20 protein-coding genes, 1 tRNA gene and 1 pseudogene are annotated in these 26,591 nt (G+C 72.5%); 10 read left to right on the plus strand and 12 right to left on the minus strand.

All coding sequences use genetic code 11. The annotated features are described in order from the left end of the window. Positions 1 to 69: 69 nt before the first annotated feature. From pth to AB0I68_RS36775, 6 genes and pseudogenes are all read right to left on the minus strand, one after another. Positions 70 to 660, minus strand: coding sequence for an aminoacyl-tRNA hydrolase (gene pth, locus AB0I68_RS36750; RefSeq protein ID WP_363181760.1), 591 nt, complete (start codon positions 658 to 660; stop codon positions 70 to 72). Between the two features lie 90 nt (positions 661 to 750). After that, positions 751 to 1,335: a 50S ribosomal protein L25/general stress protein Ctc gene (locus tag AB0I68_RS36755; RefSeq protein ID WP_363181761.1), complete on the minus strand. Its 585-nt coding sequence runs from the start codon at positions 1,333 to 1,335 to the stop codon at positions 751 to 753. A gap of 176 nt (positions 1,336 to 1,511) precedes the next feature. Then, on the minus strand, positions 1,512 to 2,489 hold the full coding sequence (locus tag AB0I68_RS36760; RefSeq protein WP_363181762.1) for a ribose-phosphate diphosphokinase: 978 nt from the start codon (positions 2,487 to 2,489) through the stop codon (positions 1,512 to 1,514). A gap of 145 nt (positions 2,490 to 2,634) precedes the next feature. Then, positions 2,635 to 4,083, minus strand: coding sequence for a bifunctional UDP-N-acetylglucosamine diphosphorylase/glucosamine-1-phosphate N-acetyltransferase GlmU (glmU, locus tag AB0I68_RS36765; protein WP_363181763.1), 1,449 nt, complete (start codon positions 4,081 to 4,083; stop codon positions 2,635 to 2,637). Positions 4,084 to 4,205: 122 nt separating this feature from the next. Then, positions 4,206 to 4,276 (minus strand) — tRNA-Gln (locus tag AB0I68_RS36770). Between the two features lie 29 nt (positions 4,277 to 4,305). Further along, a pseudogene (locus tag AB0I68_RS36775) lies at positions 4,306 to 4,710 on the minus strand (hypothetical protein); the annotation flags it as partial. A gap of 213 nt (positions 4,711 to 4,923) precedes the next feature. On the opposite strand from AB0I68_RS36775, the gene AB0I68_RS36780 reads away from it, so the two are divergent. After that, complete coding sequence (locus AB0I68_RS36780; RefSeq protein WP_363181764.1) at positions 4,924 to 6,189, plus strand: histidine kinase; 1,266 nt, start codon at positions 4,924 to 4,926, stop codon at positions 6,187 to 6,189. 405 nt (positions 6,190 to 6,594) lie between these two features. Here AB0I68_RS36780 and AB0I68_RS36785 read toward each other — a convergent pair whose 3' ends face one another. Continuing rightward, a complete protein-coding gene (locus tag AB0I68_RS36785) occupies positions 6,595 to 7,107 on the minus strand; it encodes an SUKH-3 domain-containing protein (protein WP_363181765.1) in 513 nt (170 codons plus the stop codon). Between the two features lie 11 nt (positions 7,108 to 7,118). Beyond that, positions 7,119 to 7,703: a YwqJ-related putative deaminase gene (locus AB0I68_RS36790; protein WP_363181766.1), complete on the minus strand. Its 585-nt coding sequence runs from the start codon at positions 7,701 to 7,703 to the stop codon at positions 7,119 to 7,121. Between the two features lie 230 nt (positions 7,704 to 7,933). Here AB0I68_RS36790 and AB0I68_RS36795 point away from each other — a divergent pair, with 230 nt between their 5' ends. The 3 genes from AB0I68_RS36795 to AB0I68_RS36805 all read left to right on the plus strand — a co-directional run bounded on the left by AB0I68_RS36795 (position 7,934) and on the right by AB0I68_RS36805 (position 12,506). Beyond that, positions 7,934 to 8,947, plus strand: coding sequence for an SMI1/KNR4 family protein (locus AB0I68_RS36795; RefSeq protein ID WP_363181767.1), 1,014 nt, complete (start codon positions 7,934 to 7,936; stop codon positions 8,945 to 8,947). Between the two features lie 7 nt (positions 8,948 to 8,954). Further along, positions 8,955 to 11,489 (plus strand): SUKH-4 family immunity protein, encoded by a 2,535-nt coding sequence (locus AB0I68_RS36800; protein ID WP_363181768.1) that lies wholly within the window; start codon positions 8,955 to 8,957, stop codon positions 11,487 to 11,489. A gap of 135 nt (positions 11,490 to 11,624) precedes the next feature. Next, entirely contained in the window at positions 11,625 to 12,506 is an 882-nt protein-coding gene (locus AB0I68_RS36805) for a cellulose-binding protein (RefSeq protein WP_363181769.1), read from the plus strand. 12 nt (positions 12,507 to 12,518) lie between these two features. On the opposite strand, the gene AB0I68_RS36810 is transcribed toward AB0I68_RS36805, so the two are convergent. Then, a complete protein-coding gene (locus tag AB0I68_RS36810) occupies positions 12,519 to 12,659 on the minus strand; it encodes a CGNR zinc finger domain-containing protein (protein ID WP_363181770.1) in 141 nt (46 codons plus the stop codon). A gap of 74 nt (positions 12,660 to 12,733) precedes the next feature. Between AB0I68_RS36810 and AB0I68_RS36815 the strand changes: the two genes are divergently transcribed. After that, positions 12,734 to 13,000 (plus strand): alpha/beta hydrolase, encoded by a 267-nt coding sequence (locus AB0I68_RS36815; RefSeq protein WP_363181771.1) that lies wholly within the window; start codon positions 12,734 to 12,736, stop codon positions 12,998 to 13,000. Between the two features lie 21 nt (positions 13,001 to 13,021). Here the strand turns inward: AB0I68_RS36815 and AB0I68_RS36820 are convergent, their stop codons facing one another. Then, complete coding sequence (locus tag AB0I68_RS36820; protein WP_363181772.1) at positions 13,022 to 13,900, minus strand: hypothetical protein; 879 nt, start codon at positions 13,898 to 13,900, stop codon at positions 13,022 to 13,024. Positions 13,901 to 13,986: 86 nt separating this feature from the next. Then, complete coding sequence (locus tag AB0I68_RS36825; protein ID WP_363181773.1) at positions 13,987 to 15,657, minus strand: MFS transporter; 1,671 nt, start codon at positions 15,655 to 15,657, stop codon at positions 13,987 to 13,989. 347 nt (positions 15,658 to 16,004) lie between these two features. Here AB0I68_RS36825 and AB0I68_RS36830 point away from each other — a divergent pair, with 347 nt between their 5' ends. The 3 genes from AB0I68_RS36830 to mfd all read left to right on the plus strand — a co-directional run bounded on the left by AB0I68_RS36830 (position 16,005) and on the right by mfd (position 23,123). Continuing rightward, entirely contained in the window at positions 16,005 to 16,793 is a 789-nt protein-coding gene (locus AB0I68_RS36830) for an ABC transporter ATP-binding protein (protein WP_030296992.1), read from the plus strand. A gap of 56 nt (positions 16,794 to 16,849) precedes the next feature. Next, positions 16,850 to 19,375: an FtsX-like permease family protein gene (locus AB0I68_RS36835; protein WP_363181778.1), complete on the plus strand. Its 2,526-nt coding sequence runs from the start codon at positions 16,850 to 16,852 to the stop codon at positions 19,373 to 19,375. 193 nt (positions 19,376 to 19,568) lie between these two features. Further along, the gene (gene mfd, locus AB0I68_RS36840) at positions 19,569 to 23,123 is read left to right on the plus strand and encodes a transcription-repair coupling factor (protein WP_363181774.1); all 3,555 of its coding nucleotides are present in this window, start codon (positions 19,569 to 19,571) and stop codon (positions 23,121 to 23,123) included. 118 nt (positions 23,124 to 23,241) lie between these two features. Here mfd and AB0I68_RS36845 read toward each other — a convergent pair whose 3' ends face one another. After that, on the minus strand, positions 23,242 to 24,093 hold the full coding sequence (locus AB0I68_RS36845; RefSeq protein WP_363181775.1) for a hypothetical protein: 852 nt from the start codon (positions 24,091 to 24,093) through the stop codon (positions 23,242 to 23,244). A 267-nt stretch (positions 24,094 to 24,360) separates the two neighbouring features. On the opposite strand from AB0I68_RS36845, the gene AB0I68_RS36850 reads away from it, so the two are divergent. Both AB0I68_RS36850 and AB0I68_RS36855 read left to right on the plus strand, forming a co-directional pair. Next, entirely contained in the window at positions 24,361 to 24,957 is a 597-nt protein-coding gene (locus AB0I68_RS36850) for a hypothetical protein (RefSeq protein ID WP_363181776.1), read from the plus strand. Then, a complete protein-coding gene (locus AB0I68_RS36855) occupies positions 24,954 to 26,459 on the plus strand; it encodes a serine/threonine-protein kinase (protein WP_363181777.1) in 1,506 nt (501 codons plus the stop codon). The genes AB0I68_RS36850 and AB0I68_RS36855 overlap by 4 nt, the downstream gene beginning before the upstream one ends. Positions 26,460 to 26,591: the final 132 nt, after the last annotated feature.

Below are 26,591 nucleotides of genomic sequence, written 5' to 3' on the forward strand. Positions count from 1 at the left end.
GCCCCCGCCCTCCGGATCCGATCCGGAGGGCGGGGGCTTTGCCGTACGTCGGGACGGCCGTCACGCGCGTCAGGAGTTGTACGTCGACTGGGCGCGCTCCAGACCCTCCGCGATCAGGCACTCCACGGAGTCCGCCGCCCGGTCCACGAACCAGTCCAGCTCCTTGCGCTCCGTGGACGAGAAGTCCTTCAGCACGAAGTCCGCGACCTGCATACGGCCCGGCGGACGGCCGATACCGCAGCGCACCCGGTGGTAGTCGCCGCCCATCGACTTCGTCATCGACTTCAGACCGTTGTGCCCGTTGTCCCCGCCGCCCAGCTTCAGACGCAGCGTCGGATAGTCGATGTCCAGCTCGTCGTGGACCGCCACGATCCGATCGAGCGGCACCTTGTAGAAGTCGCGCAGCGCCGTCACCGGGCCACCCGACAGATTCATGAACGACATGGGCTTCGCCAGCACCACCCGGCGGTTCGCCGGACCCGGAGGACCCATCCGGCCCTCGACCACCTGCGCCCGCGCCTTGTGCGCCTTGAACTTCCCGCGCATCCGCTCGGCCAGCAGATCGACCACCATGAACCCGATGTTGTGGCGGTTGCCCGCGTACTCCGCCCCGGGGTTGCCCAGGCCGACGATCAGCCAGGGCGCCGCGTCGTCCGACATTCGTGCTCCTTAACGAGGACGACCGCCGTCCCGCTCCCAGTGGAGCCGGACGGCGGTCGTTCAGCAAGTGCTGAGGTGGGAAGGCGAGGCTCAGGCCTCTTCGCCCTCGGCGGCCTCGGCGGTCGGCTCCTCGGCCTGCGGGGCGACGACCTGCAGAACGGCGGTCTCGCCGTCGACGGCCAGGGTGGTGCCGGCCGGCAGGACCAGGTCCGACGCGTGGATGGTGGCACCGGCCTCGAGGCCCGCGATGGAGACGGTGACCTCGGTCGGGATGTGGGTGGCCTCGGCCTCGACCGTGATGGTGGTGAGGAGGGTCTCCAGCATGTTGTTGCCGGCGGCCAGGTCGCCCTCGGTGACGACGGCGACCTCGACGGTGACCTTCTCGCCCTTCTTGACGATCAGGAAGTCGACGTGGGTCAGCGTGCGCTTGACCGGGTGACGCTGAACGGCCTTCGGGATGACCAGCTCGGTGCCGTCGCCCGCGATGTCCAGGGAGAGCAGGACGTTCGGGGTCTTCAGCGCCATCATCAGGCCGTGGCCCTCGACGTCGACGTGCTTCGGGTCGGTGCCGTGACCGTAGATGACACCGGGAACCAGACCGTCGCGACGGGCCTGACGGGCAGCGCCCTTGCCGAAGTTGGTGCGGCTGGCAGCGGAAAGCTTGACCTCGGACATGCTCACTCCTCGTGGGGTGACGGAAATGGACCAAGTCACCCGGCCTGAACGGCCTGCTACGAAGAGCGCGTCGATAACGGAGCGCCGGCACCAAAAGGTGCGGCCTCCCTCGCCGAGCAACTCGTAGAGTCTACCCGGCGCGGAGGCCGCACCCAAAAGGATCTTCGCGCTACCGGTTACTGCTGCTCTTCGAACAGGCTGGTGACCGAGCCGTCCTCGAAGACCTCGCGCACCGCGCGGGCGACCATCGGGGCGATCGACAGGACCGTGATCTTGTCGAGCTCCAGGTCGGACGGGTCCGGCAGGGTGTTCGTGAAGATGAACTCGCTGACCTTCGAGTTCTTCAGACGGTCCGCCGCCGGCCCCGACAGGATGCCGTGCGTGGCCGTCACGATGACGTCCTCCGCGCCGTGCGCGAACAGCGCGTCGGCGGCGGCGCAGATGGTGCCACCCGTGTCGATCATGTCGTCGACCAGAACGCAGACGCGGCCCCGGACCTCACCGACGACCTCGTGGACGGTCACCTGGTTGGCGACGTCCTTGTCGCGGCGCTTGTGCACGATCGCCAGCGGAGCGTCCAGACGGTCGCACCAGCGGTCCGCCACCCGCACACGACCGGCGTCCGGGGACACGATCGTCAGCTTGGTGCGGTCCACCTTCGCGCCCACGTAGTCCGCCAGGACCGGCAGGGCCGAAAGGTGGTCCACCGGGCCGTCGAAGAAGCCCTGGATCTGGTCCGTGTGCAGGTCGACCGTCAGGATGCGGTCCGCACCCGCGGTCTTCAGCAGATCGGCGACCAGGCGGGCCGAGATCGGCTCGCGGCCCTTGTGCTTCTTGTCCTGACGGGCGTACCCGTAGGACGGGATGATCACGGTGATGGAGCGTGCCGACGCGCGCTTCAGCGCGTCGATCATGATCAGCTGCTCCATGATCCACTTGTTGATCGGAGCCGTGTGGCTCTGGATCAGGAAGCAGTCCGCGCCACGAGCCGACTCCTGGAAACGGACGTAGATCTCACCGTTCGCGAAGTCGAAAGCCTTGGTCGGCACGAGGCCGACGCCCAACTGGTGCGCAACCTCCTCGGCCAGCTCGGGGTGGGCGCGGCCGGAGAAGAGCATCAGCTTCTTCTCGCCGGTCGTCTTGATCCCGGTCACAGCACAGTCTCCTCAGACGTGTTGAAAGCTGCTCGCCCCCGTGTGCGTCCGTCCCGCACACGGTGAGCCAGCCGAATTGCGTGCACCTATCACGGTACGCCGTCCCAGGCGTACCTGTTTCCGGTCAGTTCACCTCAACGAGGCCTCAACGGGGGTCCGAGTCCTCCTGGACCGCCGACTGAGCCGCCGTCGCCGAGGCACTTCCCGGACGCTTGCGAGCCACCCAGCCCTCGATATTCCGCTGCTGGCCGCGGGCCACGGCCAGCGCACCGGGCGGCACATCCTTCGTGATCACGGACCCGGCAGCCGTGTACGCGCCGTCCCCGATCGTGACGGGCGCCACAAACATGTTGTCCGAGCCCGTCTTGCAGTGTGAGCCGACCGTGGTGTGGTGCTTGTGCTCACCGTCGTAGTTCACGAACACGCTGGCCGCGCCGATGTTGCTGTACTCGCCGATCGTCGCGTCACCCACGTACGACAGGTGCGGCACCTTCGTGCCCTCACCGATCGTCGCGTTCTTCATCTCGACGTACGTGCCGGCCTTCGCCTTCGGACCGAGGTTCGTGCCGGGACGCAGGTACGCGTACGGGCCGACGGACGCGGACTCGCCGATGACGGCCGTGTCCGCCACCGTGTTGTCCACCCGCGCCCGCGGACCCACCTGCGTGTCCTTGAGCCGGGTGTTCGGACCGACCTCGGCCCCCTCGGCGATGTGCGTCGTGCCCAGCAGCTGCGTACCCGGGTGGACGACCGCGTCCTGCCCGAAGGTCACCGTCACGTCCACGAACACGCTGGCCGGGTCGACGACCGTCACGCCGGCGAGCATCGCCCGCTCCAGCAGGCGCGCGTTGAGCAGCGCGCGGGCCTCGGCGAGCTGAACGCGGTTGTTGATCCCGAGGATCTGACGGTGGTCGGCGCCGACGGCCGCGCCGACGCGGTGGCCGGCCTCGCGCAGGATGCCGAGCACGTCGGTGAGGTACTCCTCGCCCTGGCTGTTGTCCGTCCGCACCTTGCCGAGCGCATCCGCGAGGAGGGCGCCGTCGAAGGCGAAGACCCCGGAGTTGATCTCCCGGATCGCACGCTGCGCGTCGGTGGCGTCCTTGTGCTCGACGATGGCCGTGACCGCGCCGGTCGCCTCGTCGCGGACGATGCGCCCGTAGCCGGTGGAGTCCGGGACCTCGGCGGTGAGCACGGTGACGGCGTTGCCGTCGGCGTCGTGCGTGGCGACGAGGGCGCCGAGGGTCTCGCCGGTCAGCAGCGGGGTGTCGCCGCAGACGACGACCACGGTGCCGGACGGCTGGCCGCCGAGCTCCTCGAGGGCCATGCGGACGGCGTGTCCGGTGCCGTTCTGCTCGTACTGGACGGCGGTGCGGACGTCGGCGTCGATCTCGGCGAGGTGCGCGGTGACCTGCTCGCGGGCGTGGCCGACGACGACCACGAGGTGTGCGGGGTCCAGCTCGCGCGAGGCGGCGACGACGTGGCCCACGAGCGAGCGCCCGCAGATCTCGTGCAGAACCTTGGGAGTGGCCGACTTCATGCGGGTGCCTTCACCCGCTGCGAGTACGACGACGGCTGCCGGGCGGTTGGCGCTCACGGGGATGCCCTTCGGCTTCGGGTGGTGGACCCGTGAAGGATACCGGGGCGTTAAGGCGCGGCAACGAGCGCGGGTCCCGACCGCAGGTCAGGACCCGAAGGCGAGCATCTGTGTGCTGTGAGCTCCCGGAGAAGGATTCGAACCCTCATTCAATGGACCAAAACCATTTGTCCTGCCCTTAGACGATCCGGGATGGTTCGCCTGCCATGTCCGATTTCGTTGATCGGACTCGGATGCAGCCCCTACTATGCCGCACCACCAGCCTTCGATGCGACGGTAAAGATCGGCGCTTTGGAGAACGCGAACCGCCAGGCACCCGTAATGGCCCTCGCCGGTGTTCTTCCGCGTGGTCTTGGGGTTGTGCCGCTCCAAGGTTGTCTTGAGCAATCCACTCGTGTCCGCGCCGCGCAATGGCCGAAGCCTCTTCCGTGGTGCGTTGCGGCTCCGGCTTCGGGAGGTCGCGCACCCAGGGGGGATCGAGCTCTTCGAGCAGCCCGGCTCGACCTGGATCCGGTCGTAGGTGAGGCCCTGGAGGCGCAGCTCGCGGGAGCGGTCGCGGAGGTCGCCCTTGGGGTTGGGGCGGTTGGTCCGTTCCGGTGCGGGCTCGCCCCCCAGGAGCCGGTTCAGGAAGCTCGCGCAGGTCCTCGAAGGTCGCCCCGGTTCGCAGGCCTCCGGTGCCGTCGCCGGGGCGACGTCGGATTTCGGTCATGTCGCCAATGTCGCCCGGAATGCGGGATTCAGGTCTCGGTCCGTGGGCGATTCAGTCGTACGTGCGATTGCCTTCGGTTTGCCGGAATTTCGTTCGCCTGCGTGCTGGGGGCGCTGCGTACGCTGGACGGCATGACCAGTACGGGGGAAGAGCGGGGCGGGGCCGGGCGGGACGGGCCGTTGTGGTGGGAGCGGCGGCGGGCGGCCGTGCTCGATGTGGGGCTTGCGGCGGTGTCCGCCGTCGAGTGCGCCGTCGAGGGGGTGTCCTTCGCGCGCGAGGCCGGGGTGCCGGTGGCGGTCGGGGTGCTGTTCGGCGTCGTGGTGGGGTCCACGCTCGTACTGCGGCGGCGCTGGCCGATCGCCGTGGTGCTGGTCGGGATCGCCGTGGCGCCGGCTGCGATGGGGTTCCTGCTCGGGGTGGTCGGGCTGTACACGCTCGCCGCCTGCGAGGTGCCCCGGCGGATCACGGCGACGCTGGCGTCGATGTCGCTGGCCGCGACCTTCGTGGTGATGTACATGCGGACCAGTGGGGACCAGGGGGCCTCGCGCTCGCTCGTCATCGTGCTGTCCGTGTTCGTGGCGGTGGCGCTGACCGTGCCGCCGGTGCTGCTCGGCCTGTACATAGGGGCGCGGCGCCGGCTGATGGAGAGCCTGCACGAGCGGGCGGACTCGCTGGAGCGGGAGCTGTCGCTGCTCGCGGACCGGGCGGAGGAGCGGGCCGAGTGGGCCCGTACGGAGGAGCGGACGCGGATCGCGCGGGAGATGCACGACGTGGTGGCGCACCGGGTGTCGCTGATGGTGGTGCACGCGGCGGCGCTGGAGGCGGTGGCGGCCAAGGATCCGGCGCGGGCGGCGAGGAACGCGGCGCTCGTGGGGGACATGGGGCGGCAGGCGTTGACGGAGCTGAGGGAGATGCTGGGGGTGCTGCGGGCGCCCGAGTCGCCGAAGCGGGCTCCTGCGGTGGTGCCGGTGGCCCTGGTGGGGAGTTTCGAGGACGGGCCCTCGCTCGGTGAGCTGGAGGCGCTGGTCGGGCAGTCGCAGGCGGCCGGGATGGCCGTGGAGCTGGATGTCCGGGGTGCGGGGGAGGGGTATCCGGCGGAGGTGGAGCAGACGGCGTACCGGGTGGTGCAGGAGGCGCTGACCAACTGCCACAAGCATGCGCCGGGCGCGAGGGTCGTGGTGCGGCTGGCTCACCGGGACGGTGAGGTGGCCATGCAGGTGGAGAACGGGCCGTGTGGGGCGGATGTGGTGCAGCCGGGGCTGCCGAGCGGCGGGAACGGGCTGGTCGGGATGCGTGAGCGGGTGCTCGGGTTGGGCGGGGTGTTCGTGTCCGGGCCGACGGACGAGGGCGGTTTCAAGGTGTCGGCGGTCCTGCCGGGCGGCCTGCGGCAGGCGTAGGGAACGGGTCCCCGGGTTCCGGGTCCCGGGGCCCCTCCCGGGGAAGGCTGCGGCAGGCGATGGCGGCGAGGTGTGCCCGGCGTCGCCCCGGCCGGCGTCCTCGTCGCGGCTTGTGGCCGGGCCGTGCCGTGCTGTGCCGGGCCCCCGGCCGTGCCCAGGCGTCCGGCCGGGCCGGGCCCCAGGCCGGGCCGGGCCCCCGGGCGTCCGGGCGGGCCGGGCGTCCGGGCGCGGGCGGTGGGCGGGGCCGCCCACGGCGTTGCCCGTCGGCTGCCGCCGGCCGCCGCCGGCCGCGTGGCCGGGCCGGCAGCCCGGCCGACCGGTGCGGTGCCCGCCGGGTTGCCGTGCGGCGGCGTTGCGGCGTGACCGGCGGGTGTGGCTCCCGGTCGGTGCCCGGGTCTGCCGCGCCTACGGGGCGGTGGTGAGGCGGGTCGGCTGGAGGCCGGTCAGGAGGAGGGTCAGGGCCTCGTCGACGCCCCCGCCGAGGTACCAGTCGCCGGTGTGGTCGATGCCGTACACGCGGCCTTCGCGGTCGATGGCGAGGTGCGAGCCGCCGTCGGAGTCGACGCCGAGCGGGCAGAGCTCGGTGGAGAGGGCGCGGCCGAGATCGGCGAAGGTGCGTGCCAGGTGGAGGCCGGTGAGGGGGTCCAGGCGCACGGGGACGGGCGCTATCTGGCGGCCCTGTCCGGGGGCGGTGACGGTGAGCCCGCCGAATTCGGCCCAGGCCTCGACGGCGGCGGGGAAGACGGTGTGCCGGTGTCCGGCGGGGGTGGTGTGGTCCCGGAGGGCGTCGGCCCAGAACTCGGCCTGCTTGATGTCCCAGCGGCCGGGCTCCCAGCCGGCGGTGCGCAAGGCGGTGTCCACGGCGGTGGGGAAGCGGGTGGCCGAGGAGCGGTCGTAGGAGGCTGAGGAGGTGGTCATGGTGGCGGGAGTCAGGCCTTCTCTGACGCGGGGGTGAGGTCGACGGCGCGTACGCCGAAGTGTGCGAGGAGGGCCTCGCAGGAGCGGCAGGGGGGTGCGTAGCTGCCGTGGAGGGGGTCGCCGTCCTCGCGGATCCGGCGGGCGGTGATCTTGGCGTGTTTCAGGGAGCGGCGGGCTTCGTTCGCGGTGAGGGGTTTGCGGGAGGCGCGGCGGCTGCGGGCGCCTTCGGCGGCGGTGAGGTGGCGGGAGAGCAGGATCGCTTCGGGACACCGGCCGGTGAAGCGTTCGCGCTGGCCGCTGGTGAGGGTGTCGAGGAAGTCCTGGACGAGGTGGTGCAGGGCGGGCGGCTGGTCGGCCTTGCCTGCGGTGCCGGTGAGGGTTTCGCCGCGTACGGAGAGGGCGGCGGCGACGGTGGGGAGGATCCCGTCGCGGCGGAAGCGCAGGACGGGGACGGCGGGTCGGCCGTCGGTGCTGCTCCAGCGCAGGCGCGGGTCTCCGGCCGGGCCGCCCGCCGGGCCGCTCGTCGGTCCGCTTGGCTGTCCGGCCGTTCCTGAGGCGCCGTCGGCCGTGTCTGTGCGTGTGGCGGTGTTCTGCATGGTCGCGTCTTCCCTCCCGTGGCGGCGGTGGTGGCCGCTGTCGCGCACGCCCCCGTGCTGAGGGGACAGCCTGTCAAATGTCCCCTGTCGTGTGGAAGCGGGGTCGAATATTCGTATCAATTCGGATGTTCCTGGCCCTCGCGCGGGTGCGGGGGTCGCGGGCGGGTGACGGTCTTGCCGGAGCACATAGGCTGTGGTGAACCAGCCAGATCCAGCAGGGGGCTACCGCCATGACGACAGGTCGGCTCGGGCAGCAGGCCGCGCCACCCAACGCCGCGTACTCCGGGCAGGTCGTGCATTTCCCGGACCCGGTCCGGGCCGCTCGGCATCCCCACGGGGTACGGATGGACGGGGACGGACATCCCGACCTCTCCTCGTACGCGCGCGCGGCGGTGGAGATCGCCGAGCCGCCGGAGGGCTTCGGTGTGGACGAGCTGCGGCTGACGGACTACGTGTCCGCGAACGCGGCGATGCAGGCTGCCGGCCATGCGCTGTGGGACACCGTCGGACCGGTGGCGACCCCGCACGGCTGGACCTGGCACCACGTGGCGAAGACGCGGCGGATGGAGCTGGTCCCGGTCGAGGTGAAGGCGCTGCTGCGGCATCACGCGGGGCTGGCGACGGCGCCGGTCGACCACGAGAAGCGCGGGACGCGGCCGTTGCAGGAGATGCGTCCGGTGCACCTGGGGCTGCCGAAGTCGGTGGTGTCGGTCTCCGAGGAGGCGGTGCAGGGTGTCGAGGAGGACCTCGGCTACCGGCTGCCGGAGGCGTACCGCGCGTTCCTGAAGGCGGCGGGTGGTTGCGCGCCGGTGGGCGCGGGGCTCGACGTGGACCTCGGTCTGCTGGTGGACCAGCCCTTCTTCACGGTGCGTGAGGAGGCGGCGGTCAACGACCTCGTGTACGTCAACAAGTGTCTGCGGGACCACCTGACGAAGGACTACCTGTGTGTGGCCTTCGCCCAGGGGGGTCTGCTCGCGGTGAAGGTGAAGGGCGAGGCGATCGGCTCGGTGTGGTTCTCCCCGTACGACGACGCACGCGACCGGGACGGCTGGTCGGTGCAGGAGCGCGTGGAGCGGTTGTTGCTGCCGTGCGGTGCCGATTTCGATGCCTTCCTCGAGAGGTTGGCGGGGAACCCGCCGGAGTTGGAGACGGTGGCCGGTCTGATGGTGGACGGCGGATTCGCGCGCTCGGTTCCCGTGTCCGGGTCGGTTCCGGGGCCGGGTGCGGCACCGGTGGAGGGGTGACGGCGCGATGGTGACGTTTGCGCAGGCGCAGGAGCGCGCCGAGGAGTGGATCAACGGAGACGTGCCCGCGTACCAGCACCGGGAGGTGCGCGTACGGGAGTTCGGGCTCGGGTTCGTGGTGTGGGCGGAGGACCGCGCGGCGGGTCCGGTGTCCGGTGGCGGCCGGCAGCGGCTGGTCATCGCGCGGGACAGCGGCGAGGTGACGCTGTGGCCCGGGCTGCCGGTGGGTGAGGTGATCCGCCGGTACGAGGAGGAGTACGGGGCTGCGGCCGCGCCGGTGGCGGAGGCTTCGGTGCCGACGCCGCGGATCGACTCGGAGCAGACCTCGTTCATGCTGAGTCCGCCGGAGTGGCTGCAGGAAGCGGCGGACCGGGCGGGGATTCCGGCGGCGCCGGCCCCTGCCGCGGCTGCGCCCGCGCCGCCTGTGGTTCCGGCGGCTCCGGTCCCGGCTCCGGAGCCCGTTCAGGCGTCCGCGGCCGAGCCGGTCGAGGCGGTGCCGCTGCGCCGCGAGGTGCCGTACGAGCCGACCGCCAACGACGGGGTGCCGGTCGGGGCCACGCCGTGGGCGGGGACCGATGTGAACCCCGGTGCGGACGACGCTTCCGTACCGCTGCCCGCGACGGTGTTCGCGCCGCCGCTGTCCGGGTCGGACCTGGAGGACACGGCGCCGTCGTCGGGGGCTTCCTCGGAGGCCAAGACCACGCTGATGGCCGGGGGCAGCCAGCTGCCGAAGACGGCGATCGCGCCGGCGGTGCGCCTCGGGGCCGATGCGGGCCCGGGTGCCATCGCCGATGCGCCGACGAGCCGGGCCCACGTCTCGCGGCCGGGCACGCCGCCGGTGACGCCGCCCGGAGCTCCCGGTGCGCCCGGTAGTGCTCCCGGTGCCCCCGGAGGCGGGCTGGATTATGCGGCGACGATGCTGGCGGGTCCGGCCGTGACGGGTCAGCCGCCCGCGCCTCCGGGTCCGCCCGGTGCTCCGGGCGCTCCCAGTGCTCCGGGTGCTCCGGGTGCGGGTCAGCCGCCGGCGCCTCCCGGTCCGCCGGGTGCTCCGGGTTCGCTGGGGCGTGGGCTGGATTATGCGGCGACGATGCTGGCGGGTCCGGCCGTGACGGGTCGGCCGCCCGCGCCTCCCGGTCCCCCCGGTGCTCCGGGTGCGGGTCAGCCGCCGGCGCCTCCCGGTCCGCCGGGTGCTCCGGGTTCGCTGGGGCGTGGGCTGGATCATGCGGCGACGATGCTGGCGGGTCCGGCCGTGACGGGTCGGCCGCCCGCGCCTCCCGGCCCCCCCGGTGCTCCCGGTGCCGGTCAGCCGCCCGCGCCTCCCGGCCCGCCCGGCGCCCCCGGCGGATCGGGCCATCAGGCCGCCACCATGCTCGCGGGTCCCGGCGTACCCCAGCCTCCCGGTCCGCCGGGGGCTCCCGGTGCTCCCGGCGCGCCCGGGGGCGGGCTCGACCATGCCGCGACGATGCTGGCCGGTCCGGCCGTGACGGGCCGCCCGCCGGCGCCTCCCGGCCCGCCCGGGCAGCCGCAGGCCGGTCCCGCGGCGCAGCCCCCGGCGCCCACCGGTGTGCCCACGGTCGGCCCGGGCTATCAGGCCGTCCTCCGCTACCGTGCGCCCGACGGCTCCGAGCAGCAGCTCATCCGGCGTTCCGCGCCCGGTACCCCGCACCCCGAATGGCAGATCCTGCACGAGCTGCGCGCGATGAACGTGCCGCCGCAGCAGGTGCTGGAACTGCACACCGAGCTGGAGTCGTGCGAGCTGCCCGGCGGTTACTGCGCGCGGATGATCCGGGAGACCTGGCCGCAGGTCCGGATCACGAGCGTGGCTCCGTACGGCAAGGACCACGCGGGCCGTCAGCAGGGCATGCGGCATCTGCTGACCCATCAGGGTGAGCTGCACCAGGTGGCGGACGGCCCGGCGCGCCCCGCGCCGGTACGGGCGCCCCTGCCGCAGGTGCCGCTCCAGCCGGCGATTCCGCTGGACGCCATCGGCGCCGAGCTGGCCGGGGCGTTCGGCCCGCAGGGCGTGTTCCGCTTCGACCAGCGGGCGGTGTCCCGTCAGGGCGTGCCGGAGATCGTGGCGCAGACCCTGGTGTGGGCGGGTCTGCCGACGGACTTCGGGCCGTTCTTCTGGGCGCAGGCGGTGCCGGGGCAGCCGGTGCCGACGCTGGCGGAGCTGGCCGCGCAGCGGCAGGTGCAGCCGGCGTCCGATGCCGGTTCGTACCTGGTCGTGGGCAGTGACTTCGGCAAGGCGCTGTGTGTGCAGTACGGGACGGCGCACATAGTGGCGGTTCCGGTGGAGGCCGGTCCGGGCGGTGCGCCGGTGCCGCCGCAGTTCGTGAATTCGAGCCTGCCGCAGTTCGCCCGGTCGCTGGCGATGCTGGGTCACATGTGGCGTCTGCGCCAGCATCTGACGCCGGAGCAGGCGGGGCGCTGGACCGTCGATTTCCAGACGAATCTGGCGGGGCTCGACAGCGCTGCGCTGGCGTCGCCGGAGAGCTGGTGGTCGGTGCTCCTGGAGCAGATGTGGGACGGATTGCTCTGACCGGATGATCAGTTGAATGGCCGGGCCGGGACCCCGTACGAGGGTCCCGGCCCGGCTATTCCGGCTTCTGCGAGCAAATGGCGCATCCTTGACAGGAATCACCCCGAGAGAGGCGCTTCCAGGATGACTGCACCCATGTCACCTCACGGACCGGGTTTCGCGACCGTGCGAGGTCGCGGCTACCGCACGGAAGAGGTCGACCGGTATCTCGCCCGGCTGTCCGGCAGCCGGGACGAGGCGTGGGAGCGGGCGGCGCGGCTGACGGTCCTGGCGAAGCGGATGGAGGCGGAGGCGGGGCGGCTGCGCGAGGCGGTGGCCGCGCTGGCTCCGCAGACCTACGACGAGCTGAGCGAGCGCGCCCGCCGGATCCTGCTGCTGGTGGAGGAGGAGGCGGCCGCCGTGCGCGGGGACGCGCGGGCGGACGCGGCGGACGCGACGGCTGCGGCCGAGGCGTACGCGGACCGGGTGGCGGAGCTGGCGCGGCAGGACGCGGAGGCGGTGCGCGAGCAGACGGAGGTCCGGGCGCGGCAGGGGCTGCTGCGGGCGGAGCGGGAGGCCGACTCGATCCGGTCGGAGGCCAGGGACGACGCGGTGGAGTGGCGGGCGCAGGCGCAGGCGGCGCTGGCGGAGATGGGGCGCCGCTCGGACGCGCTGCTGGCGGACGGCGAGCAGGATCACGTGGAGCGGTGGGACGCGGCGCAGCGGGAGCTGGCGGCCCGGGAGGCCGATCTGGAGGCCCGCCACGCGGAGCTGGAGCAGTGTGCGCAGGGCCGGCTGGCGCAGGCGCGGCGCGGTTACGCGGAGGCGGAGGAGTCGGCGCGGCACGGGCAGGAGGATGCCGAGGCGCGTGCCGCGGAGCTCCTTGCGCAGGCGCGGGTCCAGGAGGAGCGCATCGGCCGTGAGACGGACCGGATCCTGCGGGAGCACGAGGAGGCGCAGGACGAGATGCGGGCGCACATGAGCCATGTGCGCTCCAGTCTGGCGGCGCTGACGGGCCGGGCTCCGGCGGAGGGCTGACCCGGCGGCCGGTCAGGGTCTGTGGCGGGCGTAGTAGCGGGCGGCCCTCGCCCGGTTGCCGCAGGCCGAGGCCACGCAGCAGCGCCGCCTCGGGTGTGCCGGCAGGAACAGCAGGACGCAGTCCGCGCCCTCGCACTCCCGTACGTCCCGCACCGGGGGTCCGTCAGCAGGTCCGCCGCCGCGTCCGCCAGTTCCGCGGCGAGCCGCCGGGCCGGGGTGTTCGTGCGGTGCGGGGTCGCCGTCAGGCCGGTTTCCGGGGTCCAGGCGAGCGCGTCCCCGCCAGGCAGGCCTGGCTGCGCGCCGCCCGGGTGCCCGTCCTGGTCGTGCGGGGCGCGGGGGACCCGTTCTTCACCCCGGCAGGGGCGAAGGCGTACCTGCGCGATGTGCCGGACGCCGAGGTGCACGTGTTCGAGGGGGCGGGGCGCTTCGCGCCGGAGACCCGCCTCGGGGAGACCGCCCCGCTGACCGGGGAGTTCCTCGCGAAGCTCCCGTGACCCGCCCCCGGTTCCGCCGGGTCAGCCCGCCGGCTGCTGGGCCGGGGGTGCGGGTGTCGCCGCCGGTGCCGGTGCCGGTGCCGCTGCCGCCGGTGCGTGGCGGTACGGGTCGCTGCGCAGGCCGCGGGCGGTGACCACCACCGTGAAGGCGGCGGGTGCGGCGGCCGGCAGTTGCGCGGTCAGGGTGCCCGTGGCCGGGTCGTACTCGGTCGGCAGGGCGGCGGACTCGACCTCGACCCGGGCCTCCGGGCCGAAGCCGCCGCCCTCCACCAGCAGGGCGGCGTCCTTCACCGTCACGTGCGTGATCACCGGATTCGCGCGCGTGGCCATCTTGTTCACCAGGTACGCCCCGGCCGGTGCGCCCGTCAGCGCCCAGATCTCGGCGGGGAGGCGGGGGAGCCCGGCGCCCACGTCGGAGAGGAAGAACAGCACCACGTACAGCATCGTGACCGCGCTGAGCGCGACGTACTGGAGGTCGACCAGGTCGGTGCGCCCGCTGTCGTTCGCGATCAGCTCGCGCAGCGGCCGCTGCCCGGAGTCCGTCGGCTTGGGTGCGGGCTTGGCCATGCTGCCGTTCTCGAGGCGGATGCCGACGACCGTCTTCGCCGCGATCAGGGCCACGTACGGGCCCCCGAGCAGCGGCAGGTACACGGCGGTCAGGGAGGACAGCGGGCCGTGCTCCCCGGCGAACCAGGCGGCGCCGCCGCCGACGGTGAGCCCGTACGCGAGGATCGTGAGCAGGAGCCAGACCAGGATCACCGTCCAGGCCAGTGCCAGGGTGGTGGAGGTGGAGAGCCGGCCGTCGCGGCCGGTGATGAAGCCCGGATGGCGGCGCAGCCGCAGGCCGATCGGCCCGGCCACGGCGGCCAGTAAGGCCAGTGCGAAGAGTGCGGAAGCCATGTCGTCCCCCCGGAACGGTCTCGGATTCAGGACTCCGAGGTGTACTCCTTTGGCTGGGGTCATGACAAGCGGGAGCCGGTGCGCCCCTACTTCTCCTGATGCTCCTCCAGTATCGGGAACCGCCGCGGAGCCACCAGGAGCAGGACCAGCAGGGCCGCCACGGCCGCGGCGGTCGCGCCGAGGAAGATGTGGTCCACGGCGGCGGCCACCGACGCGCGCAGGTAGTCGGCGGCGGCCTGCGGGAGCAGCCCGGGCCGGTCGAGGGCCTTGGAGACGTCGTCGAGGCGGTCCGGCAGCCCGGTCATCGGGGCGTGGGCCAGCCGGGCGGCGACGGTCGCGTTGGCGACGGCCCCGAGCAGGGCGGCCCCGAGACTCTGGCCGACCTGGCGGCAGAACAGCACCGAGGCCGTCGTCGTCCCCCGCTCGGACCAGCCCACGGTGGACTGGACCCCGACGATCAGCGGCAGCTGGAAGAGGCCGAGGGCGGCGCCCAGCAGCAGCATGATCAGCGTGGGCTGCCAGGGCCGGGCGGGGTACGGGAGCAGCGTGAACGAGAACAGGATCACGGCGGCCAGCGAGATCCCGACGACGGCGGAGTTGCGGAATCCGATGCGCCGGTAGACGTGCTGGCTGAAGGCGGCGGACACGGGCCAGCTGAGGGTCATCGCGGACATGACGAGCCCGGCGCTGACGGGTCCGAGGCCGAGGACCGACTGTGCGTACGTCGGGATGAAGACCAGCGGGGCGACCATGAGCAGGCCGAGCGCGCCGAGTGCCAGGTTCACGGCGGCGATGGTGCGCCGGCGCCAGACCCACCCGGGGAGAATCGGTTCCTCGGCTCGGCGTTCGATCCGGACGACCACGGCCGCCAGCACCGCGCTCGCGCCCAGCAGCGCGAGCGAGGGCGCGGACAGCCACGGCCAGGCGACCCCGCCCTGCACCAGAGCGAAGAGCAGCAGTCCGCCGCAGGCGAAGACGCCGAGCGCGCCGGCCCAGTCGATCGGGCCGCGGCGCCCGGGGGACCGTACGGGCTCGACGAGGTGGCGGGCCAGCATCCACAGGGCCAGGCCGCCCAGCGGCAGGTTGATGAGGAAGATCCAGCGCCAGTCCGCGTACGAGGCGATGAGTCCGCCGAGCGCGGGGCCGGCCACGGCGGAGGCGGCCCAGACGGAGGACATCCTGGCCTGGATCCTGGGGCGGTCCTTGAGCGGGTACAGGTCGGCGGCCAGGGTCTGCACGGTGCCCTGGAGGGCGCCGCCGCCCAGCCCCTGGACGAGGCGGAAGGCGATGAGGGCGGCCATGTTCCAGGCCAGGGCGCACAGCAGTGAGCCGACGATGAACAGGGCTATGCCGAAGAGCAGGACGGGCCCCCGGCCGAGGGTGTCGGAGAGCTTCCCGTAGACGGGGAGGGTGACGGTGACGGCGAGCAGGTAGCCGGCGAAGAGCCAGGAGAACACGGAGAACCCGCCGAGGTCGCCGACGATCTGGGGGACGGCGGTGGAGACGATGGAGCTGTCGAGGGCGGCGAGGGCCATGCTCAGCATGAGGGCGGTGACCAGCGCGGTGCGCGGTGGCCGGCTGCCGCTCCCGGGAGCCGCCGAGGCCTCGGCTCCTCCCCCCGCCCCGGCTCCGGCCCCGGCTCCCGGCCCGGCGCCGGCTTCGCCCGTCTTGGCGGAAACCGCACGCCCGGCGACGGCGTCGCCGCTCTCCCCGGCGGCGTCCCCGGTGCGCTCTCCCGTGCTCTCCTCCGCGCCCACCAAGATCCTTTCACCGTGCACGTACCTGCGGGGAACACCCTCTCATCACGGTGTATCCGGCGGTATCCCCCAGAGACGATCCCCCAAAGGGTGGAGAACCCCTAGGGGTTGCTCCTCACAAGGGTCCAGGGCCTATTCGTCCCGGCGGAGGAGGAGGACGGCTCGGAAAGGTCCTTAACTGGTTCATACGAGCGGGGTGGGGTTAACCCCCCGGTGGATACGGCGATGGGCACCAGCGCGCCGGCCGCCCCCGCCCCGCAGACTTCACGAGGTCATCACACGCCGAACCGGCCACACGCCGGAACCCGGCCACACGAGCAGCAACGCAACGAACGAGGGGAAGCACCGTGACAACGGCTATGACCGAAACCAGGCACGGGGGTACTGGAGGGCATGAAGCCGTCGCGGCCCGGGCGCGCAAGGTCGTCAAGGCCTACGGCGCCGGGGAGACCCGCGTGGTCGCCCTCGACGAGGTGGACGTGGACATCAAGCGCGGCCAGTTCACGGCGATCATGGGCCCTTCCGGCTCCGGCAAGTCCACGCTGATGCACTGCCTCGCCGGTCTCGACACGGTGACCAGCGGGCAGATCCACCTGGACGACACCGAGATCACCGGTCTGAAGGACAAGAAGCTCACGCAGCTGCGCCGCGACCGGATCGGCTTCATCTTCCAGGCCTTCAACCTGCTGCCGACGCTCAACGCCCTGGAGAACATCACGCTCCCCATGGACATAGCCGGCCGCAAGCCCGACGCGGAGTGGCTGAACCGGGTCGTGGAGACCGTCGGCCTCGCGGGCCGCCTCAAGCACCGTCCGACCGAGCTCTCCGGCGGCCAGCAGCAGCGCGTGGCCGTCGCCCGTGCCCTCGCGGCCCGCCCGCAGATCATCTTCGGCGACGAGCCCACCGGAAACCTGGACTCCCGGGCCGGCGCCGAGGTCCTCGGCTTCCTGCGCCGCTCGGTGGACGAGCTCGGCCAGACCATCGTGATGGTCACGCACGACCCGGTGGCCGCCTCGTACGCGGACCGCGTGATCTTCCTGGCCGACGGCCGGATCGTGGACGAGATGTACGGGCCCACCGCCGACCAGGTGCTGGACCGCATGAAGGACTTCGACGCGCGCGGGCGGACCTCGTGAGCGCGGGCACCGTACTGAAGACGTCGCGGCGCAACTTCGTCGCGCACAAGGGGCGGATGGCGCTCTCCGCCGTCGCCGTCCTGCTCTCCGTCGCCTTCGTCTGCGGCACCCTGGTGTTCACCGACACCATGAACACCACCTTCGACAAGCTGTTCGCCGTCACCAACTCGAACGTCACGGTCTCTCCGAAGGCGGCCAAGGACAGCGAGGACACCCCGGACCGCGGCAAGCCCGAGGTGCTGCCCGCCTCGGTCGTCGAGCAGGTCAAGAAGGCCGAGGGCGTCAAGGGCGCCGAGGGCGGCGTCGTCTCGATGTCCGTCACGGTGGTCAACGCCAAGAACGAGAACATGGGCTCGACCACCGGCGCCCCGACCATCGCGGGCAGCTGGAACGACAACGAGCTCAAGTCGATGAAGATCACCTCCGGCCAGGCCCCGCGCGGCCCGGCCGAGATGATGGTCGACGCCGACACCGCCGAGAAGCACCACCTCAAGCTGGGCGACGAGCTGCGCACCATCGCCGTAACCGGCGACATCCGCGCCCGGATCAGCGGTATCGCCACCTTCACCGTGACCAACCCGGGTGCCGCGATCGTCTACTTCGACACCGCCACCGCGCAGGAGAAGCTGCTCGGCGGCCCCGGCCTCTTCACGCACGTCAACGTCACCGCCAAGGACGGGGTCAGCGACGAGCAGCTCAAGCAGAACGTCGCCGCCGCCGTCGGCGCGGACACGTACAAGCTGCAGACCGCGAAGGAGGCCGCGGACGCCAACCGCAAGAACGTCGGCTCCTTCCTCAACGTCATGAAGTACGTGATGCTCGGCTTCGCCGGGATCGCCTTCCTCGTCGGCATCTTCCTGATCTTCAACACCTTCTCGATGCTGGTCGCCCAGCGCACCCGCGAGATCGGCCTGATGCGTGCCATCGGCGCCGACAGCGGGCAGATCCTCAAGTCCGTGATCGTCGAGTCCTTCCTGCTCGGCCTCGTCGGCTCGCTCCTCGGGGTCGGCGCCGGTGTGGGCCTGGCCATCGGCCTGATGAAGCTCATGGGCCAGATGGGCATGCACCTGTCCACCGACGACCTGACCATCGCCTGGACGACCCCGGTCGTCGGCCTGGTGCTCGGCATCATCGTCACCGTCGTCTCGGCCTTCATCCCGGCCCGCCGGGCCGGCAAGGTCTCCCCGATGGCCGCCCTGCGCGAGGCCGGCACCCCCGGCGACAAGAAGGCCGGCCGCATCCGGGCGATCGTGGGCCTGGTCCTCACCGGCATCGGCGGCGCGGGCCTGTTCCTCGCCGCGGGCGCCGACAAGGCCGCGCCCGGGTCGCTCTGGCTGGCCATGGGCGTGCTGTTCACCCTCATCGGCTTCATCGTGATCGGCCCGCTGCTCGCCGGTATCGTGGTCCGGCTGCTCTCCGGCGTGGTGCTGCGGCCCTTCGGGTCCGTCGGCCGGCTCGCCGAGCGCAACGCGCTGCGCAACCCGCGCCGCACCGGCGCCACCGCCGCCGCACTGATGATCGGACTGGCCCTGGTCGCCTGCCTGTCGGTGGTCGGCTCCTCGATGGTGGCCTCCGCCACCGACGAGCTCGACAAGTCGGTCGGCGCGGACTACATCGTCCAGTCCCAGGCCCGCCAGCCGGTCGTGCCCCAGGCGGAGCAGGCGCTGCGCGCCACCAAGGGCCTCGACCACGTCACCGCGTACCGGGAGGTGAAGGCGAAGATCACCGCCCCCGGCGGCTCCGCCGAGGACGGCTTCCTGAACGTCACCGACCCGACCTACGTCCAGGACGTCCGGCGCAAGATGGTGGCCGGCGAGCACGCGGCGGCGTACGGCAAGGGTGCGATGTCGGTCGGCTCGATCTACGCGAACGAGCACCACGTCAAGACCGGCGACGAGATGACGGTCGCCTTCCCCGACGGCCAGACCGCCAAGCTGAAGGTCGCCGCGATCACCTCCGACGAGGGCAACATCGACAAGGGCGCGATGTACATCAGCACCGCGACCGCGGCGCAGTACATCCCGGCCGACCGGATGCCCCTGCCCTTCATGCTGCTGGCCAAGGCCGCCGACGGGAAGGCCGACTCCGCGTACGCGGCCGTCAAGGCCGCGCTGGCGCAGTACCCGCAGTACGACGTGCGCAACCAGACCGACTACAAGAAGGCCCTCCAGGACCAGGTCGGCCAGCTGCTGAACATGGTCTACGGGCTGCTCGCCCTCGCGATCATCGTGGCGGTCCTGGGCGTCGTGAACACCCTCGCCCTCTCGGTGGTCGAGCGGACCCGCGAGATCGGCCTGATGCGCGCCATCGGCCTCTCCCGCCGCCAGCTGCGCCGCATGATCCGCCTGGAGTCGGTGGTCATCGCCCTCTTCGGTGCCCTCCTGGGCCTCGGCCTGGGCATGGGCTGGGGAGCCACCGCGCAGCAGCTGCTCGCCCTCCAGGGCCTGAAGGTGCTGGAGATCCCCTGGCCGACGATCATCGGCGTCTTCGCCGGGTCGGCCTTCGTGGGCCTGTTCGCCGCACTGGTCCCGGCCTTCCGGGCAGGGCGGATGAACGTACTGAACGCGATCGCGAGCGAGTAGCTGCGCGGTCGTACGGGGGGAACGCCGGCCCCGGTCAGCCCTCACGGGCGGACCGGGGCCGGCTTCGTCACTCCCCGCAGTGACCGCAATCCCTCGCGCGGGTGACGGACCGGCGTCGTAGGGTGGAAGCCCCGGCCCGTGAGACGTGTCGGGCCCTTCGCGTTGCCCCTTCACCGGACGGAAGCCTCCTTTCATGAGCCTGCACGGACTGCTCGACGCCGTCACCCGGGACCCGGCCCTCGCCGAGGCGGTCACCGCGGCCGGGGACGGCAACCGCATGCACGTGGACCTCGTCGGACCCCCGGCCGCACGGCCCTTCGCCATCGCCGCGCTGGCCGCCCGGACCGAGCGGACCGTGCTCGCGGTCACCGCCACCGGGCGGGAGGCCGAGGACCTGGCCGCCGCGCTGCGGTCCTTCCTGCCGCCCGACGAGGTGGCCGAGTACCCGTCCTGGGAGACCCTTCCGCACGAGCGGCTCTCGCCGCGCAGCGACACCGTGGGCCGACGGCTCGCCGTACTGCGCCGGCTCGTGCACCCGAGCAAGGACGACCCGGCCGCAGGGCCCGTCTCCGTCGTCGTCGCGCCCATCCGGTCCGTGCTCCAGCCGCAGGTCAAGGGACTCGGAGAACTGGTCCCGGTGAGTCTGCGCCAGGGCGGGAGCGCCGATCTGGGGGAGATCACCGAGGCGCTGGCCGCAGCCGCGTACGCCCGCGTCGAGCTCGTCGAGAAGCGCGGGGAGTTCGCCGTGCGCGGCGGCATCCTGGACGTGTTCCCGCCCACCGAGGAGCACCCGCTGCGCGTGGAGTTCTGGGGCGACGAGGTCGAGGAGATCCGCTACTTCAAGGTCGCCGACCAGCGCTCCCTCGAGGTCGCCGAGCACGGGCTGTGGGCCCCGCCCTGCCGGGAGCTGCTGCTGACCGACGAGGTGCGGGAGCGGGCCGCGGCCCTCGCCGAGGAGCACCCCGAGCTCGGCGAACTGCTGAACAAGATCGCCGAGGGGATCGCGGTGGAGGGCATGGAGTCCCTCGCCCCGGTCCTGGTCGACGACATGGAACTGCTGATCGACGTCCTGCCGGCCGGGTCCATGGCCGTGGTGTGCGACCCGGAGCGGGTGCGCACCCGGGCCGCGGACCTGGTGGCGACCTCGCAGGAGTTCCTGATGGCCTCCTGGGCCGCCACCGCCGGCGGCGGCGAGGCCCCGATCGACGTCGGCGCGGCCTCGCTGCGCGGGATCGCGGACGTCCGGGAGCACGCGCGCGAGCTGGGCATGATGTGGTGGTCGGTGTCCCCCTTCGCCGCCGACGAGGTGGTGGGCGCCGCGGTGGCATCAGCCGGCGAGCCGGCGGTTCTCAAGCTCGGCATGCACGCCCCCGAGGCCTACCGCGGCGACACCGCCCGGGCCCTCGCCGACACCAAGGGCTGGATCGCCGACGGCTGGCACACCGTCTACCTCACCGAGGGCCACGGCCCGGCCGCCCGCACCGTCGAGGTGCTCGGCGGCGAGGGCATCGCGGCCCGGCTCGAGGCCGACCTGCGCACCCTGGAGCCCAGCCTCGTCCACGTCGCCTGCGGCTCCCTCGACAACGGCTTCGTCGACCCGGTCCTGCGCCTCGCGGTCCTCACCGAGACCGACCTGACGGGCCAGCGCACCGCGACCAAGGACCTGGGCCGGATGCCGACCCGGCGCCGCAAGACCATCGACCCCCTCACCCTGGAGGTCGGCGACTACATCGTCCACGAGCAGCACGGCGTCGGCCGCTACATCGAGATGGTGCAGCGCACGGTGCAGGGCGCCACCCGCGAGTACCTGCTCGTCGAGTACGCCCCCGCCAAGCGCGGCCAGCCCGGCGACCGCCTCTACATCCCCACCGACCAGCTGGAGCAGGTCACCAAGTACGTCGGCGGCGAGGCCCCGACCCTGCACCGGCTCGGCGGCGCCGACTGGACCAAGACCAAGGCGCGCGCCAAGAAGGCGGTCAAGGAGATCGCCGCCGACCTCATCAAGCTGTACAGCGCGCGCATGGCGGCCCCCGGCCACGTCTTCGGCCCGGACACCCCCTGGCAGCGCGAGCTGGAGGACGCCTTCCCGTACGCGGAGACGCCCGACCAGCTCACCACCATCGCCGAGGTCAAGGAGGACATGGAGAAGTCCGTCCCCATGGACCGGCTGATCTGCGGCGACGTCGGCTACGGTAAAACCGAGATCGCGGTCCGGGCGGCCTTCAAGGCGGTCCAGGACGGCAAGCAGGTCGCCGTCCTCGTCCCCACCACCCTGCTGGTGCAGCAGCACTTCGGGACCTTCTCCGAGCGCTACAGCCAGTTCCCGGTCAACGTGAAGGCGCTGTCCCGCTTCCAGAGCGACACCGAGTCCAAGGCCACCATGGAGGGCCTGAGGGAGGGCTCGGTGGACGTGGTCATCGGCACGCACCGGCTGTTCTCGCAGGAGACGAAGTTCAAGGACCTGGGCCTGGTCATCGTCGACGAGGAGCAGCGCTTCGGCGTCGAGCACAAGGAGCAGCTGAAGAAGCTGCGCGCCAACGTGGACGTGCTCACCATGTCCGCGACCCCGATCCCGCGCACCCTGGAGATGGCGGTGACCGGCATCCGCGAGATGTCGACCATCACCACCCCGCCGGAGGAGCGCCACCCGGTGCTCACCTTCGTCGGCCCGTACGAGGAGAAGCAGATCGGCGCGGCCGTCCGGCGCGAACTGCTGCGCGAGGGCCAGTGCTTCTACATCCACAACCGGGTCGAGTCCATCGACCGGGCGGCCGCCAAGCTGCGCGAGATCGTGCCCGAGGCGCGGATCGCGACGGCGCACGGGCAGATGTCCGAACAGGCCCTGGAACAGGTCGTGGTGGACTTCTGGGAGAAGAAGTTCGACGTGCTCGTCTCGACGACGATCGTCGAGTCCGGCATCGACATCTCCAATGCCAACACCCTCATCGTGGAGCGCGGCGACAACTTCGGCCTGTCCCAGCTCCACCAGCTGCGCGGCCGTGTCGGCCGCAGCCGCGAGCGCGGGTACGCCTACTTCCTGTACCCGCCGGAGAAGCCGCTGACCGAGACCGCGCACGAGCGGCTCGCGACGATCGCCCAGCACACCGAGATGGGCGCGGGCATGTACGTGGCGATGAAGGACCTGGAGATCCGCGGCGCGGGCAACCTGCTCGGCGGCGAGCAGTCCGGCCACATCGCGGGCGTCGGCTTCGACCTGTACATCCGCATGGTCGGCGAGGCCGTCGCCGACTACCGGGCCGCCGTCGAGGGCGGGGTGGAGGAGGAGCCGCCGCTCGAGGTCAAGATCGAGCTGCCGGTCGACGCGCACGTCCCGCACGACTACGCGCCGGGCGAGCGGCTGCGCCTGCAGGCGTACCGGTCCATCGCGTCGGCGAACTCCGAGGCGGACGTCAAGGCCGTACGGGAGGAGCTCCACGACCGCTACGGCAAGCTGCCGGAGCCGGTGGAGAACCTGCTGCTGGTGGCGGGGCTGCGGATGCTGGCGCGGGCCTGCGGAGTCGGCGACATCACCCTCCAGGGCGTCAACATCCGCTTCGGGCCGGTGGAGTTGCGGGAATCGCAGGAGCTGCGCCTCAAGCGGCTCTACCCGGGCTCGGTGCTCAAGCCGGCCACCTCGCAGGTGCTGATCCCGCGGCCGAAGACGGCCCGGGTCGGCGGGAAGCCGCTGGTCGGGCGGGAACTGCTGGCCTGGACCGGGGAGTTCCTCACCACGATCCTCGGGTCGTGACACGCGCGCGGCCGGGGACCCGCGGGTCCCCGGCCGCGGTGCGGGCCGGCCGGGTGCGGGCCGGCCGGGTGCGGGCTGCCCGGGTGCGGGCCGGCCGCGGTGCGGGCCGGCCGGGGGCTCAGACCGATTCGCCGGGGACGCCGCCGCCCAGCTTCGACAGGTCCAGGACGTCCGCGTCGGCCGGCAGGGCCACGTCGACCGGCGTGCCGAAGGCGGAGAAGAGGACCTCCCCGGTCTCGTCCCCCGAGATGGTGGACTTGAGCAGGTACGGAGTGCCCTGGGTGGCTATGTAGTCGGTCTCCGTGCCCTGCTTGGCCGCCGTGGTGATCGCCAGCGCCTGCTTGCCGTCGATGGTGACCGTCTCGCCCTTGCGGGCCAGCGGGTTGGCCCTGGTGCTGCCGCCCGTCAGCTTGTCCAGGTCGCAGACATGGGTCATCGAGGCGGCGCGGGAGTCGGAGAGCGGCACCTTCAGCCACCGGTCGGCGAGCATCGTGACCATCGCGTCCACCTGCTTCTTCGGGGTGTGCTTCTGTGCGGCCGCGCCCCGCCAGTAGTCCTCGTCGCCCTTGAAGTGGATGAGGTCGGCGGACTTGATGATGTTCAGCTTGCCCATTCCGTCGTACCGGATCACGCCGTTGCAGCTGCCCTTCTTGTCGAGGGACAGCTCGAACTCCATCGGCTTGCCCTCCTCGCGCACCTTCGCGACGACATGGGCCGACTCGACCTTGCGCATGGCCTCGTACGACTGGCTCAGGATCTCGGTGCCCGACAGGTCCGCGAGCACGCCGGTGCCCTTGTCCTTTTCCCGGCCCTTGGCCGTGGGCGACGGCGTGGCCCCGCCCGAGGCCTGCGCGCGGGCCGCCCTGCCGACGTCGGCGGCCTTGCCCCCGCCCCCGGGCAGGCATGCCGTCGTCAGCCCGAACAGGGCCGTCGTGGTCAGCACCGACACGCCGATGGTCCGGCTCCGCATGTGGATTCCCCCTTGGAACAGCAACTCGAATGCCGAGGGTAGTCGCCGCCGGTCAGGGGGCGTCGACGATTTCCGCCGGGGCCGCACGGCCCCGTCGGCCGGGGTGTGCGGCGACCCTGCAACGGTTGCGCGCATCCCCTCACTCGCGGCCGGAAACGCTGTATACGCTCAGACCCGAAACTTCGTCGACACGGTCCGTCAGGAGCAGCGATGCACGGCCCCGGCCTCCCGCCGCAGCAAGGCCCCCAGCCCAGTGCCGGGGGAGTCGTGGCACTGCGCGTGCTGTTCGCCCTGCTGCCCGTCCTGAGCTGCGGCTTCCTGGGCTGGGGCACGATGCTGCGGCTCGCGGTCGTCACCCGCAAGCCCCGGGACTGGTGGCTGCTGGCCGCCAACTGCGGGCTCAGCGTCTTCTGGATAGCGCTGATCGGCGCCGACCCGACGCCCAACACCGATGGCTGGCAGGGCAATACCGGCGCCTTCGGCATCATCATCACCGGCTTCCTGACCTGCGTGTACTTCCTCGTCGCCGACATACGCCACCACGGAGCGGCCCAGGCAGCGGCCCGGACCGCCCCCTGGTACCCGGCGCAGCCCTCGCCGTACGTGCCGCCGCAGCAGCAGGCCCGGCCGGCGTACGGGTACCCGCCGGTCCAGCAGCAGACGCCGACCCCGACCCCGGTCCCGGCTCCGGGCCCCGGCCCGGCCACCCCGCCGCGGATCGGGCAGGTCCGCGCCGAGCTCGACGAGCTGAGCGAGCTGCTGCGCAAGCAGACGCCGAACCCGCACGGGAACCCGCCCGCGAACCCGCCCGCGCACCCGAACCCGAACACGCCCGGCCGCGAGGGTGAGGGACCGGCCCGGTGACCGACGACCGGATCATCGGCGAGCGCTACCGGCTGGCCTCCGTCCTGGGGCAGGGCGGCATGGGCCAGGTCTGGACGGCGTACGACCAGCGGCTGGACCGCCGCGTCGCCGTCAAGATGCTGCGCCCCGACAAGGTGGCGGGCCCCGGCTCCGTCGCGGACGAGCTGCGCCGCCGCTTCGTGCGCGAATGCCGGGTCACGGCGCAGGTGGACCACCCGGGCCTGGTCACGGTCCACGACGCGGGCAGCGACGGCGACGAGCTGTTCCTCGTGATGGGCTACGTCGAGGGCACCGACCTCGCCGACCACCTCGCGCAGCACGACCCGTACCCCTGGCCGTGGGCGGTCGCCGTGGTCGCGCAGCTGTGCGGGGTGCTGTCGGCCGTGCACGCGGTGCCGATCGTGCACCGCGACCTGAAGCCGCGCAATGTGATGGTCCGCCCGGACGGCACCGTGCTGGTCCTGGACCTCGGTGTCGCCTCGGTGATGGACACCGACACCACCCGCCTCACCAGCACCGGCACACCGATCGGCAGCCCGGCGTACATGGCGCCCGAGCAGGCGATGAGCGGCGCGGTGGGCCCCTACACCGACCTCTACGCCCTCGGCGTCCTGCTCTACGAACTCCTCACCGGCAACGTCCCGTTCGCCGGGTCCACCGCGCTCGGCGTGCTGCACCGCCACCTGTACGAGCCGCCGGTCCCGGTGCGCCGGCTGCGCCCGGAGATCCCGCACGAGCTCGAGGCGATCCTGCTCCACCTCCTGGCGAAGGACCCGCAGGACCGGCCCGCCTCCGCGCAGCGGGTGTACGAGGCCCTCGCACCGCTGCTGCCCAAGCAGGGCACCCCGGCGGGCGCGCTCGACCCGACCCGCCCCTTCCTGCGCCCGCAGGCCCCCTGGCCGGACCGCACCGCCACCATCCCGCCGCAGCCGACCGCTCCGCCGACGCCGCCCCGGCCGGACATCCCGGCCGCGGTGGACGAGGCCCGCAGCCTCCTGGACCAGGGCCGCCTCACCCAGGCCGTGGACATCCTCGGCGGGATCCTCCCGGCCGCGGCGGCCGAGCACGGCGAGCACTCGCCGGTGGTCCGCTCCCTGCGCAAGCAGTACGCCGCCACGCTGATGGACGACGGCCAGTACCGCCGCGCCCTGCCCGAACTGCGCCGCCTCGCCGACGAGTTCCCGGCCGGCGACCCCCAGGCCCTGCGCTTCCGCTACGACGCGGCCCAGTGCTTGGAGCAGCTCGACGCACCCGGGGCGGCCCTGGCCGAATACCGCTCCCTGCTCCCGCTCTTCGAGAACCACTACGCCAACCCGGACCCCGGCCTCCCGCTGGAGGTCCGCCGCCGGATAGCCCACCTGCTGCTCTCCCTGGGCGACCGCCCGGCGGCCCACGACACCCTGGCCCGCCTCCTGTTCGACGCGGACCGCGTCCACGGCCCGACGCACCCCTTCTCGGCGGAGGTCCGCCGCACCCTCCACTGGCTCTCCCAGGTCCGCTGACCGCCGCCGCTCACGCCCCGGGCGCGGAACGCTGCCTGCTAGGGGGTGTCCGGCGGATCATGGCCGGGCCCGGGCCTCCCCCAGACTCCGTCCGGGGGGACCCCCAGGCACCGCGCCTTGCCGCGTTGTCGT

This window comes from Streptomyces sp. NPDC050448, from assembly GCF_040655295.1.
Classification (GTDB): domain Bacteria; phylum Actinomycetota; class Actinomycetes; order Streptomycetales; family Streptomycetaceae; genus Streptomyces.

Excerpts from the sequence above, each read along its gene's own strand:
- AB0I68_RS36820 (WP_363181772.1), bottom strand. The coding sequence starts at position 13,900 with ATGGCTTCCGCACTCTTCGCACTGGCCTTACTGGCCGCCGTGGCCGGG.
- AB0I68_RS36790 (WP_363181766.1), bottom strand. The coding sequence starts at position 7,703 with ATGCAGAACACCGCCACACGCACAGACACGGCCGACGGCGCCTCAGGA.
- AB0I68_RS36780 (WP_363181764.1), top strand. The coding sequence starts at position 4,924 with ATGACCAGTACGGGGGAAGAGCGGGGCGGGGCCGGGCGGGACGGGCCG.
- AB0I68_RS36755 (WP_363181761.1), bottom strand. The coding sequence starts at position 1,335 with ATGTCCGAGGTCAAGCTTTCCGCTGCCAGCCGCACCAACTTCGGCAAG.
- AB0I68_RS36795 (WP_363181767.1), top strand. The coding sequence starts at position 7,934 with ATGACGACAGGTCGGCTCGGGCAGCAGGCCGCGCCACCCAACGCCGCG.
- AB0I68_RS36845 (WP_363181775.1), bottom strand. The coding sequence starts at position 24,093 with ATGCGGAGCCGGACCATCGGCGTGTCGGTGCTGACCACGACGGCCCTG.
- AB0I68_RS36835 (WP_363181778.1), top strand. The coding sequence starts at position 16,850 with ATGGCGCTCTCCGCCGTCGCCGTCCTGCTCTCCGTCGCCTTCGTCTGC.
- AB0I68_RS36785 (WP_363181765.1), bottom strand. The coding sequence starts at position 7,107 with ATGACCACCTCCTCAGCCTCCTACGACCGCTCCTCGGCCACCCGCTTC.
- mfd (WP_363181774.1), top strand. The coding sequence starts at position 19,569 with ATGAGCCTGCACGGACTGCTCGACGCCGTCACCCGGGACCCGGCCCTC.
- AB0I68_RS36805 (WP_363181769.1), top strand. The coding sequence starts at position 11,625 with ATGTCACCTCACGGACCGGGTTTCGCGACCGTGCGAGGTCGCGGCTAC.
- pth (WP_363181760.1), bottom strand. The coding sequence starts at position 660 with ATGTCGGACGACGCGGCGCCCTGGCTGATCGTCGGCCTGGGCAACCCC.
- AB0I68_RS36800 (WP_363181768.1), top strand. The coding sequence starts at position 8,955 with ATGGTGACGTTTGCGCAGGCGCAGGAGCGCGCCGAGGAGTGGATCAAC.